At 64.3% G+C, this 15,049-nt stretch carries 15 protein-coding genes; 3 read left to right on the forward strand and 12 right to left on the reverse strand.

Annotated features, from left to right (window positions below):
* Window position 1 precedes the first annotated feature (1 nt).
* Window positions 2-1,273: an ABC transporter permease gene (locus B2747_RS04010; RefSeq protein WP_291157114.1), complete on the forward strand. Its 1,272-nt coding sequence runs from the start codon at window positions 2-4 to the stop codon at window positions 1,271-1,273.
* Here B2747_RS04010 and B2747_RS04015 read toward each other — a convergent pair.
* The 5 genes from B2747_RS04015 to B2747_RS04035 all read right to left on the reverse strand — a co-directional run bounded on the left by B2747_RS04015 (window position 1,203) and on the right by B2747_RS04035 (window position 6,130).
* Window positions 1,203-2,348, reverse strand: a complete 1,146-nt coding sequence (locus tag B2747_RS04015) for a COX15/CtaA family protein (protein WP_291157115.1) — start codon at window positions 2,346-2,348, stop codon at window positions 1,203-1,205. The genes B2747_RS04010 and B2747_RS04015 overlap by 71 nt on opposite strands.
* A gap of 31 nt (window positions 2,349-2,379) precedes the next feature.
* Window positions 2,380-3,714, reverse strand: a complete 1,335-nt coding sequence (locus B2747_RS04020) for a glycosyltransferase (RefSeq protein WP_291157116.1) — start codon at window positions 3,712-3,714, stop codon at window positions 2,380-2,382.
* Between the two features lie 74 nt (window positions 3,715-3,788).
* A complete protein-coding gene (locus B2747_RS04025) occupies window positions 3,789-4,841 on the reverse strand; it encodes a serine hydrolase domain-containing protein (RefSeq protein WP_291157117.1) in 1,053 nt (350 codons plus the stop codon).
* A gap of 73 nt (window positions 4,842-4,914) precedes the next feature.
* Window positions 4,915-5,460, reverse strand: coding sequence for a DUF7010 family protein (locus B2747_RS04030; RefSeq protein WP_291157118.1), 546 nt, complete (start codon window positions 5,458-5,460; stop codon window positions 4,915-4,917).
* 16 nt (window positions 5,461-5,476) lie between these two features.
* Window positions 5,477-6,130: a TetR/AcrR family transcriptional regulator gene (locus B2747_RS04035; RefSeq protein ID WP_291157119.1), complete on the reverse strand. Its 654-nt coding sequence runs from the start codon at window positions 6,128-6,130 to the stop codon at window positions 5,477-5,479.
* A gap of 131 nt (window positions 6,131-6,261) precedes the next feature.
* On the opposite strand from B2747_RS04035, the gene B2747_RS04040 reads away from it, so the two are divergent.
* Window positions 6,262-7,008, forward strand: coding sequence for a hypothetical protein (locus B2747_RS04040; protein WP_291157120.1), 747 nt, complete (start codon window positions 6,262-6,264; stop codon window positions 7,006-7,008).
* Entirely contained in the window at window positions 7,005-7,991 is a 987-nt protein-coding gene (locus B2747_RS04045) for an NAD(P)-dependent alcohol dehydrogenase (RefSeq protein ID WP_291157121.1), read from the forward strand. Before B2747_RS04040 ends, B2747_RS04045 begins: the two co-directional genes overlap by 4 nt.
* Window positions 7,992-8,038: 47 nt before the next feature.
* Here B2747_RS04045 and B2747_RS04050 read toward each other — a convergent pair whose 3' ends face one another.
* The 7 genes from B2747_RS04050 to B2747_RS04080 form a co-directional block, all read right to left on the reverse strand.
* Window positions 8,039-8,515 (reverse strand): GNAT family N-acetyltransferase, encoded by a 477-nt coding sequence (locus tag B2747_RS04050; protein WP_291157122.1) that lies wholly within the window; start codon window positions 8,513-8,515, stop codon window positions 8,039-8,041.
* Between the two features lie 69 nt (window positions 8,516-8,584).
* Window positions 8,585-8,938, reverse strand: coding sequence for a type II toxin-antitoxin system PemK/MazF family toxin (locus B2747_RS04055; protein WP_291157123.1), 354 nt, complete (start codon window positions 8,936-8,938; stop codon window positions 8,585-8,587).
* A 222-nt stretch (window positions 8,939-9,160) separates the two neighbouring features.
* Window positions 9,161-9,844: a PEP-CTERM sorting domain-containing protein gene (locus B2747_RS04060; protein ID WP_291157125.1), complete on the reverse strand. Its 684-nt coding sequence runs from the start codon at window positions 9,842-9,844 to the stop codon at window positions 9,161-9,163.
* A 73-nt stretch (window positions 9,845-9,917) separates the two neighbouring features.
* Entirely contained in the window at window positions 9,918-12,578 is a 2,661-nt protein-coding gene (locus tag B2747_RS04065; protein WP_291157127.1) for a serine/threonine protein kinase, read from the reverse strand.
* A gap of 107 nt (window positions 12,579-12,685) precedes the next feature.
* A complete protein-coding gene (locus B2747_RS04070; protein WP_291157129.1) occupies window positions 12,686-13,246 on the reverse strand; it encodes an ECF-type sigma factor in 561 nt (186 codons plus the stop codon).
* A 39-nt stretch (window positions 13,247-13,285) separates the two neighbouring features.
* Window positions 13,286-13,702 (reverse strand): hypothetical protein, encoded by a 417-nt coding sequence (locus B2747_RS04075; RefSeq protein WP_291157130.1) that lies wholly within the window; start codon window positions 13,700-13,702, stop codon window positions 13,286-13,288.
* Between the two features lie 22 nt (window positions 13,703-13,724).
* Window positions 13,725-14,954 carry a serine hydrolase domain-containing protein gene (locus B2747_RS04080; RefSeq protein WP_291157131.1) on the reverse strand — a complete coding sequence of 410 codons (1,230 nt, stop codon included), beginning with the start codon at window positions 14,952-14,954 and terminating at the stop codon, window positions 13,725-13,727.
* Window positions 14,955-15,049: the final 95 nt, after the last annotated feature.

Here is a 15,049-nt window from a genome sequence, read left to right on the forward strand (position 1 = left end):
CATGAGCGCTGCAGCCAGAATCCTGAGTGTCTTCGAAGGCGTCAAGATCGCGATGAGTGCACTGCGCGCCAACAAGGTGCGCGCCGGACTCACCATCATGGGCGTCGCCGTTGGCGTGTATGTCGTCGTGGCCTTGTCGTCGGTCGTGCAGGGGGTCAATGAAAGCTTTGCGCGCGATGTCGAAGCGGCAGGGCCGACGTCCTTCTTTGTGTACCGGCGGCCGATTGGCGGCTTCCAGGTGTGCGACGGTACCGACGAAACCTGCCCGGAACGCCGCAACCCCATGATCACGCTGGACGAAGTGCGGATGCTCGAGCGTCTGCCGACTATTCGTTCGGTCACGGCACACGTGGCCACGGGCGGCAAGTTCCGCTACAAGGACCGTCAGCTCGACGCGGGCATCGAGGCGTACTCCGCCAACTGGACCGACGTGGACGCCGGCGACATCAACCCGGGACGGAGCTTCACCGCCGCGGAATACGAGGCCGCAGCCCGCGTGGTGATCCTCAATACGAAGCTGGCACAACGGCTGTTCTATGACTCGGACCCGATCGACAAGCGGATATTCATCGACGGTGTGCAGTTCACCGTGATCGGTGTCTACGACTACACCGCGAGCCCGATGGGAACCCCCACATCAGCGGGTGAAGGCAACGACCCCAAAGCCATCATTCCGTGGACCACCGGCAAGAATGCCCTGAACATGTGGGTGCTTGGCAACAACCTGATCGTGCGACCACGCGCGGGGGTGACGGCTGAGCAGGGCGTGGACGATGTCACGGCAGCATTGCGTGGCGCACGTGGACTGCGTCCGAGTCAGCCCAGCAACTTTGCGGTCGTCACGCAGGACCGGCTGATGGAGATCTACGACGAACTGTTCGGGACCTTCTTCCTCATCGGGCTGGCCCTCTCATCGGTTGGACTGCTGGTCGGCGGGGTGGGCGTGGTGGCCATCATGATGATCTCGGTCACCGAGCGCACGCGTGAGATCGGCGTGCGCAAGGCGCTGGGCGCAACACGCGGCACCATCCTCTGGCAGTTCCTCGTCGAGGCCGTGACACTCACCAGCATCGGCGCCTCGGTGGGCCTCATCCTCGGCATTCTCACGGCCGTGGGCATTCGCACGGCGTGGCCCGAGATTCCCGCCACGACACCACTGTCATCCATTGTTGCGGCGCTGGGTGCCAGCGCCGTCACCGGTGTCATCTTTGGGATGGTGCCGGCCATGCGGGCGGCGAAACTCGATCCGGTGGCAGCGTTGCGGCACGAGTAGCGGCGGTCGTGGCCACCGCGCGCTGCGTGGCAATCAACGCTGCCGTAAGCGCCAGTACGCCGGTGAACTGGTGCAGCACGCCAAGCGGAATGGGTACGGCCAGCAGCAGCGTGGTGATGCCAAGCACGAGCTGCAACGTGATGACCGTGGCAAAGCCGAACACCGCGCGCTGCACCATCTGCGGAAGCGCCCCCTGCCGTGCACGCCAGGCCAGCGCAAGCACCAGCGCGGTCACCGTCATGGCGAGCAGTCGGTGATGGAACTGCGCAGCCGCGGGGTTCTCGAACGCGTTGGACCACCACGGTGAGAGCATCCCATAACCGGGTGGCACCACCTGGCCACCCATGAGCGGAAACTCGTTGAACACCTTGCCGCCACGCAGTCCGGCCACAAAGCCGCCGGAAAGCACGGTGATTCCGAGCAGCGTGGTGGCCGCAACGAGCGCCGTGCGCCAGCCGTGCGACGTCTGCGACGCTTCGCGCAGTTCGGCGTCACTGCGTGCGCGCAGTTCGCTGTAGGTCCACACCGCGACCGCGAGAATGCCAAGGGCGAGTCCGAGGTGCGCCGTGAGACGATACGAACTCACACTGACGCGTTCGACGAGTCCGCTCTGCACCATGTACCAGCCCAGCGCACCCTGACCAGCGGTAAGCAACGGCAGCGCGGCGAGTCGCACGCGAAGCGACTTGGGCAGGCGCCCCTGCACGAGGAACACGAGATACGGAATGGCGAAGACCAGCCCGACGGTGCGGGCGACGTTCCGGTGGAACCACTCCCACCAGTAGATCCACTTGAACTCGGACATGGTGATGCCGGCATGCGTGCTGCTCGCCTGCGGAATCTGCCGGAATTTTTCGAGCTCAAGCGCCCACGCCGCGTCGTCGGAAGGCGGCAGCGCACCGGATACCGGTTTCCATTCGGTGATGGAGAGTCCGCTTTCGGTGAGACGGGTAATGCCACCCACCGCCACCGCAAAGAACACGGCAATGATGGAGGCCATCAGCCAACGGCGCAGCGCGAGTCGATCGCGGTCAGGCAGGGCGCCGGGCAGTCCGAGGTCGGTTGTGGTAGCCACCCCTGAACCCTGACAGGGGGGGCGGTGGGGGTCAAGGGACGGCGGTCCCTGCACCGTCAGTCCGAACGCGGCGCTGCTCGCCGACAACCCGCTCGATCAACGCGACGGCCGTGGCCATTCCGTCCTGCGCCTGCATGGCGGCGGCAATCCGCGTGGCGGCTTCCTTGAAACGGGGCTGCGAAACCAGCTCCGCAAGTGCTGCCCCCAGCGACTCGGCGTGGAGTCGCTTCTGCGGGAGCGGTGCGGGACCCGCGCCGAGCTTTGCGATACGATCACCCCAGAATGGCTGGTCGAGTCCGAATGGACAGATCAGGGTCGGACAACCGGCGCGCAGTCCAGCGGCGGTCGTACCCGCGCCGCCATGGTGGACAACGGCTGCCATGCGCGGAAAGAGCCAGGTGTGCGGTGCTTCGTCCAGCGCAAACACGTTGCTGGGCAAGGCCGCGTCTACGAGGCCACCCCAGCCGCGCGCGAGCACCGCGCGAACACCGGCCTGCGAAACCGCCGCGAGAATGCGCCGCGTGGCATCCGCGGCATCGGCACTGGCCATGCTGCCAAAGCCGATATACACCGGCGCTGGACCGTGCTCCAGAAAGCGCAGCAGCGCCGGCGGCGGCTGCCACGTGGCGCCGTCACTGTCCACCGCGTCGTCGAGAAACCAGTACCCGCTGACGTATGCGTGTGATGGCCAGTCGTGTGGGCGCGGCGAGACAGCGTCACTGTAACCATGCAGCACCGTGATGGGCACACCCGGCTGCAATTGACTGGGTGAACTGTGGCGCGAGTGTCCCTGTGGGTCGTGTGCCTTTCGCCATGTCCGGAGATAGCCGCGCGTCCCACGCGCCGTGAGTGATTCCACCACACGCCAGGTGAGTCGGTTGTAACGCCTGCCCAATGGCAGCTTCGGCATACCCCAGAACGGCACATCACCCGTGGCGACCTGCATCGGGATCAGTGGCGCCAGCACGGCGGGAATACCACGCTTCGCGCTGATCGACGGCATGCAGAACAGCTTGGGATGGTAGACGATGACATCCGGCCGCCATGCTTCGCTGGCAGCCCAGGCATCTGCGACGAGGCGCTCATTCATTGGCCGCACCTGCTGAAACACCGACCACGCGGTCCTGAGTCCGCCCCACACGCTGTCGAGCTGGCCAATGAGCAGACGGCCTGCCGGCGACTCGAGAAGCCGCAGCAGGCTGTCGTCGAGCGGCAAATGTGCAACACCGAACTGCCGAATCCACGGCGCGTACCGTTCGCACGTGCAGAGAGCCACGTCGTGACCGGCAGCCTTGAGGCCTCGAGCCAGGGCCAGGTAGGGCTGCACGTCGCCACGGGTGCCGATGGTTGCGATCAGGATGCGCATGCAGGGTCAGGTCCTGGCTGCGGACGAGCGAGTATGAACGGAACCTGCAGGCGTCAGTGTGCGCGCCGCTATGCTCATGGCTTCAGGTACAGCGCGGCGACGGCGTGCGCGAGTTCGAGCACCTTGCCGGGCGGCTGCTCACCATTGGACAGCAGAATGACCGTAAGCCGCTCGTCCGGAAAGCGGCTGATGGCCGTGCTGCTTCCCGGTGCGCCACCCGTGTGGCCCACGCGGCGCTTGCCACGGAACGGCGTCAGTCCGAAGCCCAGTCCGTAGGGCGCCAGGCCCTCGCGTGTTTCGGCCGGCGTCCACATCGTGGCCAGCGTACGTTGTGGCAACAACTGCTCGCCGTAGAGCGCCGCGTCCAAACGAGCCAGGTCGTGCACAGTCGACACGAGCGCCCCGTTGGCCTCATCTACAATCGGATCGAGCGACGGCGCTGCCTCGTATCGACCGGACTGCCACCGGTAACCTCGTGCCACATCGGCTTCGGGCGTGCGCCGCTGCAGGCGCGTGGCTGTCATGCCAAGGGGAGTGAGAATGCCCTGGGCAAGAAACGCCTCGTACGACATGCCGCTGACCGCGGCAATGAGTAGCCCAAGCAAGTAGTAGTTGGTGTCGCCGTACTCCCAGCGTTCGCCCGGCGGAAACTCCAAGGGCAGACACGCTACCTCGGCGAGCACATCACCCAACACGTAGTCTGCCTGCGACTTGGCAGTTGGGCATGGTGGTCGCTCGAACGCTGAGATGCTCGGTATACCCGATGTATGCGCCAGCAGCTGCCGCACAGTCACGGCATGCCACGCCTTGGGGAGCTGCGGCAGGTAGCGACCCACTTGGGCATCCATTGCCACCCGACCCTGCTCGACGAGTTGCATGGTGGCCAGCGCCGTAAACGACTTGGTGATTGATGCAGCCTGAAAGCGTGTCTCGGCAGTGACCGGGACACCGCGCTCGATGTCGGCAAAGCCGTAGCCCCGCGCGAGAATAATCTGCCCATCTCGCACAACGGCCAGCGCCAGCCCTGGCAGGTGCCGGGTGCTCATCTCGACGCGAATCAGCGAATCCACGGTGGTGACCGCGTCCGCCGAGGCCGTCTGCTGTGCCTGGGCGCGACCATGGAGCAATCCCAGTGTGGCGCAGGCTACAAGCAGACACCGCGACGCTGTCTGCAGTCGCTCGCATTCAGTACGAGTAAAGTCAGGACGCACGGCGCCTTGACTGCACAAACAGCATGCCGGCGAAGACGAGCTCGATGGCTGCGCCGCTGAGCGCACCAACAACGGATGGCGCGCGCGTCAGCGCCAGGACAAGACCTGCCGTGCACAGCAGCGCTCCGCATATCCAGTACGCACGTAGTCCATAGACGGTCTGGAAGGTCACGTAGCGCCCGCCGATGACCAGCAGCATGACCGGGAAGAACCATTCGACTCGGAGTACATGAACACCGTAGGCAATGGCGCACCCGGCGAGAAGCCAGAATGTGGTCTCTGCTGCGAGTGTGCCGAGCGGATTCCCGGATTCGTGCGTGCCCGAAGCCCCGAACAACTTGGCAATACCCACGCCAATCGGGTGAATGGCGGCGCCGCCCATCAGGAGGGTCAGCACACCAATCTTGTCGGACACCAGGGCCGTCACGAGGCCTGCCGCAAGCCAGACCAGGCCAGAGACCAGCACACCTGGTGCGCCGGACAGATACCCACGGCGCATGTCGGCCTGCGCCGCTCCTACAGTGAGAGTGTTCATTTCTGGTTCCGTTGAGCTACGGTCGCGCGCCACGGACACGTTCGAGTCCGTCAAGGATCAGCTCAAGTCCGAAGGCAAAGTCGAGGGTGCCATCATGTGAACCGTCGGCTACGCGCACGGTGATCTCATGCATGTACGGGTACAGACTGGCCGGCAGCATGGGCAGATAGGCAGCGGCAGCCGACGCGTATTCATCGGGGTTCACAGGGAAGTTCTGCTGCTGCAGCGCGAAACCATAGGTGTAGTTGTCCATGGCATTCCACGCCCGGTCCGTTTCGTGCCATGAGAAGCCCGCCTCACGCAGCGTGCCCAGCGTGGCATCGAGGTACGCGAGCATGTTGGGGCCGACGCTGATACGCGACACCACCAGCATGGGAGCCCAGGGATGGGCCGTCATGACCGCCAGTGCCGAATGCGCGCGGGCGCGCATGGCGGCCTTCCAGTCACTGCCGGGCGTGGGCCGCATGATTTCGCCGATCACCACATCGACCATGCCGTCGAGCAACTCGTCCTTGTTCGCCACGTGATTGTAGAGCGACATGGCCTCGACCTTGAGCGTCGTGGCCAGCTTGCGCATGGAAAGGGCCTCGAGGCCGTGCCGGTCGGCAAGCTTGATGGCGGCACGCAGAATGCGGTCGCGACTCAATGGCGCGCGGCGTGAGGAGGGCATGCGGGAGACACTACCGGTGCTGACAGCGTAAGGCAAGCGCGCGGAACGGACGAAACAGCTTGACCTCGCCATACTTACAGCGTACGCTTCTATGTACACTGTAAGTTCTTCTCGCAGCCCCCGGACTCCCCATGCGTCGTCTTCTTTCCGCCCTCGCCGGGCTGACCACTTTGGCATCCCCTGCCGCGGGGCAGGTGAGCTCGCCCGTCACCGATTCGACCACCCTGAGCCCGCCTCGCTGGCACGTCGGCTTCGCGGCCGACATTGGCCAGCCCGTTGGTGCCTTCAAGCAGCGGGTGAAGAACGCAGCGGGAGGACAGGCGCACGTCTTGCTTCGGCTCGACCGCCATGGCCTGACTTCTTTGCGCATGCAGGCGGGATGGCTCAACTACGGACACGAAAGCCAGCGCAGTTGCGTCGGAACGGCGCCTCACTGTCGTGTGGCCGTCAACCTCACCACGGCCAACGGCATCTTCTCAATGGCGCTCGGGCCGCAGTTCACTGTACCAGTCGGGAAAGTCCGGACCTTTGGCTACGGGCTGGTTGGCGTGAGTCGCTTCGCCACCGTCAGCGGGCTGGGAGGCGGCCTCGTTCCGGACTTCGTCGCCGCCGACGAAAACTTTGGTGACGGGGGCGTGGTATTGAGTGGTGGTATCGGACTACAGTTGCCCGTGCATCGCCGCGCCACCATCGATGCAGGTGTGAGCTACGAACACCACGGTGAACGAAGGTATCTCATCAAGGGCGGACTGACGGACCAACCCGATGGCTTGCTCGGCTTTGACATCAAGCGCTCGACGGCAAGCCTCTTTGCCATTCGCATTGGCGTGACCACCACATTGGGCTGGGGACGTCGTCCCTCAACATCGACACCATGACATCACTCATGAAGGCGGCGGTCTATCGACAATACGGGCCGCCCAGCGTGGTCAGGCTGGAGGAATGTCCCAAACCGGTGCCCGGTGCGAATGATGTCCTCATTCGGGTGCGTGCTGCGACGGTAACGTCGGCCGATTGGCGAATTCGCAGCCTGAGTATGCCGCACGGGTTTGGTGCTGCCGGGCGACTGGCATTCGGCATGAACGCACCACGTCAGCCAGTGCTTGGCAGCGAACTGGCTGGTGACGTCGTGGAGGTTGGTGCTGGCGTTCACACGTTCACCGTGGGAGACGCGGTGGTCGCGTTCACGGGCGCCAAGCTGGGCGCGCACGCGGAGTACTGCCGCGTACGCGCGGATGGTGTGATGGTACACAAACCATCTGCACTGTCGTATGAAACAGCAGCGGCACTCCCATTTGGCGGCACCACGGCACTCGACTTCTTTCGGCGTGGTGTACTGCGCGCGGGAGACCGTGTGCTGATCAACGGCGCATCGGGAACCGTGGGCTCAGCCATGGTGCAGATCGCCGTCCAGGCCGGTGCGGAGGTTACGGCCGTGTGCAGCAGCGCCAATACAGAAGCCATGCAGCAGCTCGGCGCTGCCCGCACGATTGACTACACACGCGTCGACTTCGCTGCAGGCGGCCAGCAGTACGACATCATTGCCGATACCGTGGGCAACGCACCGTATAGCCGCGTGCGCCCGGTCCTGGCAGCACGGGGACGTCTGCTGCTGGTGCTGGCCACGCTACCCGAGATGCTGCGTGCCCCGTGGGTGAACATCACCTCAGCACATCGGGTGGTGGCCGGCCCGACAGCTGAGCGGGTGGACGACCTGCAGACCTTGGTGGACATGGCGGTGGACGGACGTTTCACGCCGCTCATCGACTCCCGCTTCCCGTTCAGCGAAGTTGCCGCCGCGCATGCGCGGGTTGATACCGGGCGGAAACGGGGGACTGTGATCGTGACGCACGCCATGTAGAGCGACGACAGTGTGCCAACCCTGTCGCTCGGCCGAGCGAGCGCCAATCAGCCCTCCCGCGTCATCTCCACCATTGTTGGCCGGAACCCCGCCGACAGGAAGAGTCGTTGGGCCGCCTCGTTCCGCGCGGCCGTGGACAGCACCACGCGTGGGGCGCCGCGAGTGGTCAGTTCGGCGATGATCGCGCCCAGTAGTTGGCGACCGATGCCGCGCCCTCGCGCCATCGGATCCACCACGATGTCGTTGAGCACGCCGGCTGGTCCGCGCAGGGTCATCCAGTCCATACCCTCCATCCGTGCCCAGGCATACCCGACAACCCCCTCGTCCTCAGCCACCAGCAGCACACTGTCAGCACGACGAAGCTGCGAACCGAGGTACTGCGCGTAGCCTTTGGGCGTGTCGGGCGTCGGGGCGATGAAACGCTGCGGATCGAGGGCGTGATGGGTGTCCACGAGCAACGCGGCGAGGCGGCCGATCGCGACGAGATCACGACGTTCGGCTGGGCGGATGATGACTGGATTCATGATGTCTTGTGTGAACGGGCATGAGCCGGTAGCCACCCGGGTACCTTCGGCCCACGCGCTCCGGCTACGTCAGCCTCGCCTCTGAAACGATTCCTGCACAAAGCGCAGACCGGCGATCACCTGATCCACGCGTGCCTGCGACAGCGAGCCGATGTGCGAACCCAATCGTGCCTTGTAGATGCAGGAGATCTGGGAAGCCACGACAACGCTCTGTCGCTCGAGGCCCCCTTCTCCCGGATCCAGCAGGACATTGCCCGGTTCGGTCGCCTTGTGGAGGTTGGTGCTGAGCGCACACACAATGACCGTGCTGATGCGGGAGTGATTGAAGACATCCTCCTGGACAATCACATGCGGGTGAGCGACCCCCGGCACGGCCCCCTTGGACTCGTCGGCGGCGACCCAGAAGATCTCGCCACGACTCACTATCCGGGAATAGGGCTGAGGCTCTACAACTCGATCCACGGGACTCTCGCCAGTCAGGGCTTTGGTCAGAGGTAGTTCACGACACACCATAACCCGGGCGTCACGCGTTCGCGAGTCTCATTGCGTGTGGGTATACGCGAACCGGGCTGCTGCCGATGCGCACAGCAGCCCGGCGTCAATTGGCATTGGTGTCAAACGCGCACGATCGTGGCCCGAAGTGTCTCAGGCGATGCGACGCCGTGCTCCGACTAGCACTGCGCCCGCAAGGCCGAGGGCCATCAGCGAAAGTGAAGACGGCTCGGGCACCGTGCTCGGGGGTGGCGACGGCAGTTGCCGGGCGGTGATGAGCAGATTGTCCAGCAGGACCGGCGTCGATCGAATTCCCGTGCCAACGCTTGATGCCGTGAAGCTGAAGATGGCGTTCGCTTCGTTCTCAGTCGGTGTGTAGATGAAGCTCTGCGACAGCCAATCTGTCTCGCCGGTGCCACCGAACAGCTGTGTCCCCGCACCAAGCGCCATCAGCAGCGACCACGATCCGCCCGTATGCGGCTGCCCGAGACCGTTCGACTTCATGTCGAAACTCACTGTGTATTCCCAGCCGCCAAGCAGGCCCAAGGTGGCAGAGCTGCGAGCTGTTGCATCGCCAACAGCGCTGGATGCCCAAAGTCCCAGTGAGTTCGTGGTCCCGAATGCTGGAGGGTTGGCGGGTAGCAGGTACACATTGCCAACCGTGGGCGTCACCGTCGTGCCAAACATCGGGGCGCCGAGTGGGTAAGCCGCGTTGCTCGGCAACCCGCCACTGAAGTTCTCGGAATAGATCACTTGAGCATTGGCTATGGATGTCGCCCACAAGAGACACCCGGTTCCAACAAGTAGCGCAGGGAAGCCTACAGACTTTTGCAGCATGTGATGAATCTCCGTCCAGGGGTAAGGGGTATGGATCCGCTCTCTCTCACGCGTGAGCGGAGCGCCAATTCCCTCACGGCAGTTGATCCGGGCACCCTTTCCAGCTTCCGCCGGCCGTGCACGGTGGGATACTGCCGGGCTTGGGTAGACGGGCCCGAACCTGTTCAGCCTGCACCGTTCGGCCGAGCGCAACGAGCGCCTTGAGCTCTACCTCACCCAGGACCGGCTGCATGCTGGCGAGATCAGGCGCTTCCGCCAGCCATCGTTGCCCCTCCGCCACTGCCGCGAGTGCCCTCGCCGGATTTCCGGCCGCTGTCTCGGCTTGGGCGAGGTGCCACATGGCGAACGTAGCAAACAGCGGAGACGCGGTTGGCACGACCCGGGCGACAGCACGCCGCGCTACGTCGAGAGCGGCCGCTGTGTCCTTTCGTGTCAACGCTTCGTTCACTATGGCGCCGGTTGCAAGCAACCACAGGGTGATGCCAAGCGGCGGATCCGAGCGCAGCAGCGTGTGCAACTCCTTTGCCGCAACCCGCCGGCTCATCGTATCGGACAATACGGTAGCGAGGTATATGCGCTGATAGCCGGTCCACGCACGATTGACCGCGGTCGTATCACTGCGAGTCCCCATGCTCGCCCGTAGCCGCGGGAGCACCGCACGTGCCTCATCTGCACGTCCGAGGACCAAGAGGGACTCGAACTCGGCGTTTCGTGCTGACGTGGTTTCGTTGGTCACGTCCAAGTCCAGCGAGTCGGCCAAGGCTTGCACCGCGCGAGCACGACGCAGGTAGTCCCGTGGATCCCGCCGTATCCAGCTTGATGCGTATAGGCGCATCGCTTCCGCGCGAAGCGAGAGAATGCTGCGGGCGCCACCACGCTCACTCGAGAGAACGGCAAGAGCGAGCGAATCGGCTTCTCGCACCCGTCCCAGTTGCATGGCGCGCGACGAACGAAAGAGGGCGATACGCGCCGCCAGCTCACGGTCACTTGGGTGCGCTGCGGCTACCGCCTCGACCTCGCGTAGAGCCCCGGTAGTGGCGGCGGGGCCGCCGAGGTCAAGCTGCACAGCGGCATGTTCCAGTCTGGCGCGCGCGAACGCGATACTCGTGATGCCATAGGCCTGAACCGCCAGGCGTTGTGCCGAATCCAGCACGGCCAAGGCAGAAAGTGGGCGGCCCTGACCTACCAGACTGGCACCGATGGCCGTGTAGAGCCGAGCCCGAGTTCGATCATCATCGGAGAGCTCCCGTGGAATGCGGGAAAGCGCACTGTCGAGTAGCTGCGAAACGGTACCGTTCGGGGCCAGTCGCACGAGTGGGTCATACGAAGTGGCGTCGGTACCGGTCACGAGTCCCGAGAGGAAGGCTGCGGCTCGCTCCGCGCGCAGCGCTTCCGCCTTCGCGACGCGTGCCTGCCTCCACGCCACGCCACCAGAAACGGTGACGGACGCCAGGACACCCAAGACCGCCGTCGTGAGCACGCGCTGGCGACGGACGAACGACCAGACACGATAGCCTGTGCTGTCTGGTCGTGCGAGGACCCGCTCGCGGCGCAGATAGCGTCGCACGTCATCACTCAGTGCCTCGGCGCTCGCGTATCGGCGCGCCGGCTCGCGATGGAGCGCCTTCCCGGCAATCGCGTCCAGATCACCGCGCAACGCCGCTGCCAGCTTGCCGCGGGCGGAGTAGCGACGAGCGGAGACTCTCGGCATTGACGCAAGCGCTGCGATTGCACTCGGCTGGCGGAGTGGCCGCTCGCGAATCGCCAGCAGGCGGTCGGCGGCGGAAAGTCCGGCCACATCCCGTGGCGGTTCACCGGCCAACAGGCAGGTGAGGATGGCACCCAGTGCAAAGATGTCTGTCGCAGTGGAGGGCGGAACCTCGTCAAGCTGTTCCGGTGCTGCATAGGCCGCCGTAAGCGGAGACAGTCCAGCATTGGTCAAGGTACTGACCTCGTCGTTGGGTGCGATCAGTTTTGCGACGCCGAAGTCCAGCAGCTTTACCACACCCTCGGGCGAAACGAGAATGTTCGACGGCTTGAGATCACGATGGACGACGAGACGTTGATGCGCATGCTGCACAGCAGCGCACACATCGCGAAAAAGGTCGAGTCGCGCCGGAATGTCGAGTGTCCGTGCATCACACCATTCATCGATCGGTGTACCTTCCACGAATTCCATGGCCAGCCACGGTGTCCCCTCGTCGGTGCTTCCGCCGTCGAGCAGCTGCGCAATGTTGGGGTGTTGCAGCGCAGCGAGGATCTGCCGCTCGGAGCGAAACCGCTGCAGGAGGACCGCACTGTCAGCGCCGCGCCACAGGGTCTTGATCGCAACGCGCTGCCGGTAGACAAGGTCGGCCCGCTCCGCCTCGTACACAGCGCCCATCCCGCCCCGCCCGACCAAGTCGAGGACACGATATGGACCGAGTCGGCGTCCGACCATGGTCGGGAGCGTCAAATCTTCGGCGTTGCCGGCTGACATCAACCCAAGGCGCTCATGGGCCGGGCGCTCGAATCGTTCACCAACCGTAGAATCCAGCGCGAGGAGGTCCTGCAGGACGCGAAGAGCAGCCGGTGAGAGATCGCCCGTGTCCAGTCGCGACACGGCATCGGGATCTGTTGGCGTGGCGCAACGTTCCCAGACCGCCTTGAGTGGCGCCCACTCTTCAGGAGTGAGCTCTGGAGCGCGATGTGGGGCTGGTGCGGAATTCGCCGCAGAGCGTGCGTCAGGCATCATGGGTGAAAGCCTTGTGCGGTGTCGGTCATCCCTAGAACGCGCATTCAGGAGGCATTCTCCCTCACGCCCACTGCCTTGCTCGGTTCAGCGTCGCCGGTGCCTGGCGCTCAGCGCTCCGAGATCTCACGATGCAGCCATCGTCGGGCAAGCATCCATTCGCGGCTTACCGTGGCTGGCGATATGCCGAGGACGTCCGCAATCTCATCAAGCGACAGGCCCACGAAGAACTTGAGCTCCACGACACGCGCCTGACGAGGGTCCATCTGTTCGAGCCGACTCAGAGCCTCGTGTACATCAAGCACATCCTGGATCGCGTCAGCGGGCAGGACGTCGGCCTCAGCCAACGGGACCATCTTCGCACGATCCCGCCGGGCAGCCGAGCTACGGCGCGCATGGTCCACCAGAATGCGTCGCATCATCTGGGCAGCAATGCCGAAGAAATGCGAACGATTACGCCATGGGACTTCCTGTCCAAGCAGCCGAAGGTACGCCTCGTGCACCAAGGCCGTTGGCTGCAAGGTGTGGTCGTCGCGCTCTCGTCCGATGAAGCCGGCCGCAAGCGTGCGAAGTTCGTGGTACACCATCCTGGATGCCGAATCGGCGGCAGTCTGATCTCCAGCCTGGGCTGCTCGCAGAAGCTCCGTAAGATTCGGTGAATTCGCGTTCATCTCTCCAATATGTACTTTGAGGCGGCAATGGACAGAACCTTACTCGATCCAGCCTATGCTCTGACGGGGAATGCGCGACTGCATGGTCAGGTCGTACAGCCGGACAACCTTCGCGCTACCTCGGCGATTGCGAACGGCGTACAGACCCTGGGCAATCGGAGCAAGACGCTCCCGGCCCCAGCCGGCCCGCCTCAGATCACTAAAGAGCGCGCGATACGCAATCCACGCCTTACGCGACCCTACCAACCAGGTATGTTGGGCGACAATGAAATCCAGAAGGGTGGCATTGAGGGCGAGCGCCACAAGTCCGATGACGCGGCGTTTCCACCCATCGGCCTGAAAAACCCTGCGACGTCGCTCCGCCCAACTCGGCTCGTCCGGTTCCGCTGCCAGCAACCGAACACGCGACAGGAAGCTCGTCACCACGGGATCCGGGTATTCAACAGTAATGGACATGATTGACCAAGAGTGTTGAACGCTAGCGCTCGCGCTGCCCAGCGGCTCCCAATGACGCACGCGCCTCCGCGTCCTTCCACACCGCATCCAGAATGCCCGCCACTGCGCGCCCATCTTCCCCGCTCACGGACGTGTTCACAAAGAGCACCACGCCGAAACGGCCGCTGGGATCCGCCAGCATCTCCGTCTGCAGCCCGGGATCGTTTCCACCGTGGCCGACACGTCGCCCGCCAAACTTGGTACGCCAGAAGAGGCCGGAGTTACCGTCGACAGCGGGAAAGTTCTCGGGACGGTTGGTATCGTTGAACTGAAAGCGTACCATTTCCGCGGCATGTTTGGCGTCCAGAATGCGCACCCCCTGATACGCCCCGGTGTCGAGCAGCGCCACAAAGAAGCGTGACAGTTCCGCCACCGAAGTCCGCACCCCGCCATCCGGATACGTGGTGCCACCATATGGAGGGATCGGAATGACGTGACCGTTCTGGGATACGAAGAGCGTGGAATGCCGCGTCGTGTCCACTTCAGACAGAAACCAGCCACTCGTCGTCATGCCAAGCGGCGTGAAGATGTGCCGGCGCGTATAGCGATTGAGTGGCTCCCCCACGGCACGCTCCACAATGTATCCGGCCAGCGCGGCGCCAATGTTGGAGTACTCGCGCAACTGCCCGGGCTTGGCGGCAAGAAAGTTGTCCCGGGCGTAGTACGCGCCGTTCGGCGTGAAATATTGCGTGAGGAATCGATCCAGCGGTTCGGGCGCATCCCCGCCGTAATGATACGTTCGCGAGTACACAGCCCAGCGGTCGGTTATGCTCGAAGTATGCGTGGCGAGATGGCGCAGCGTAATGACGGCACCCGGGCGTTGGGGATTCTCGACGCGAAATGGCAGGTAGCGGTTGATGTCCTCGTCGAGCGACAACTTGCCCTCCTGCACCGCGCGCATCATGGCCACCCCGGTGAACGTCTTGGCAATGGAGCCGACGTTCATGATGGTGGCGGGTGTGAACGGTCGGGTTCGCGCGATGTCGGCGTAACCAAAGCCGCGCGACCACACGACCTGCTTGTTCACTATCACCGCCGCGGCGACCCCCATGATGTTCGCAGACGCCATGTGTTGCCGAATGACACTGTCCAGAGCCGCCGAGGGCTCAACGGATTGTGAACGCAGCAGGCCGAATGGGCTGACGAGCGCCGCACCGCTGAGCAAGGCCAGGCGCGCGCCACGCGAATGGCAGCGGAGAATTCTGAGTGACATGGGCAATTCCGGCGGTGGGATGCGCGGGGGCTCTCGCGCACGGCGAGCGCATGGTACGCCGACTACGAGGCCGCATGCGGCGGGGTTTCGCGGAC

Source organism: Gemmatimonas sp. UBA7669, assembly GCF_002483225.1.
In the GTDB taxonomy this organism is placed as follows: domain Bacteria; phylum Gemmatimonadota; class Gemmatimonadetes; order Gemmatimonadales; family Gemmatimonadaceae; genus Gemmatimonas.

Coding starts and splice junctions, on each gene's coding strand:
- B2747_RS04020 (WP_291157116.1), bottom strand. CDS start 3,714: ATGCGCATCCTGATCGCAACCATCGGCACCCGTGGCGACGTGCAGCCC.
- B2747_RS04030 (WP_291157118.1), bottom strand. CDS start 5,460: ATGAACACTCTCACTGTAGGAGCGGCGCAGGCCGACATGCGCCGTGGG.
- B2747_RS04050 (WP_291157122.1), bottom strand. CDS start 8,515: ATGAATCCAGTCATCATCCGCCCAGCCGAACGTCGTGATCTCGTCGCG.
- B2747_RS04045 (WP_291157121.1), top strand. CDS start 7,005: ATGACATCACTCATGAAGGCGGCGGTCTATCGACAATACGGGCCGCCC.
- B2747_RS04060 (WP_291157125.1), bottom strand. CDS start 9,844: ATGCTGCAAAAGTCTGTAGGCTTCCCTGCGCTACTTGTTGGAACCGGG.
- B2747_RS04040 (WP_291157120.1), top strand. CDS start 6,262: ATGCGTCGTCTTCTTTCCGCCCTCGCCGGGCTGACCACTTTGGCATCC.
- B2747_RS04065 (WP_291157127.1), bottom strand. CDS start 12,578: ATGATGCCTGACGCACGCTCTGCGGCGAATTCCGCACCAGCCCCACAT.
- B2747_RS04010 (WP_291157114.1), top strand. CDS start 2: ATGAGCGCTGCAGCCAGAATCCTGAGTGTCTTCGAAGGCGTCAAGATC.
- B2747_RS04070 (WP_291157129.1), bottom strand. CDS start 13,246: ATGAACGCGAATTCACCGAATCTTACGGAGCTTCTGCGAGCAGCCCAG.
- B2747_RS04035 (WP_291157119.1), bottom strand. CDS start 6,130: ATGCCCTCCTCACGCCGCGCGCCATTGAGTCGCGACCGCATTCTGCGT.
- B2747_RS04080 (WP_291157131.1), bottom strand. CDS start 14,954: ATGTCACTCAGAATTCTCCGCTGCCATTCGCGTGGCGCGCGCCTGGCC.
- B2747_RS04075 (WP_291157130.1), bottom strand. CDS start 13,702: ATGTCCATTACTGTTGAATACCCGGATCCCGTGGTGACGAGCTTCCTG.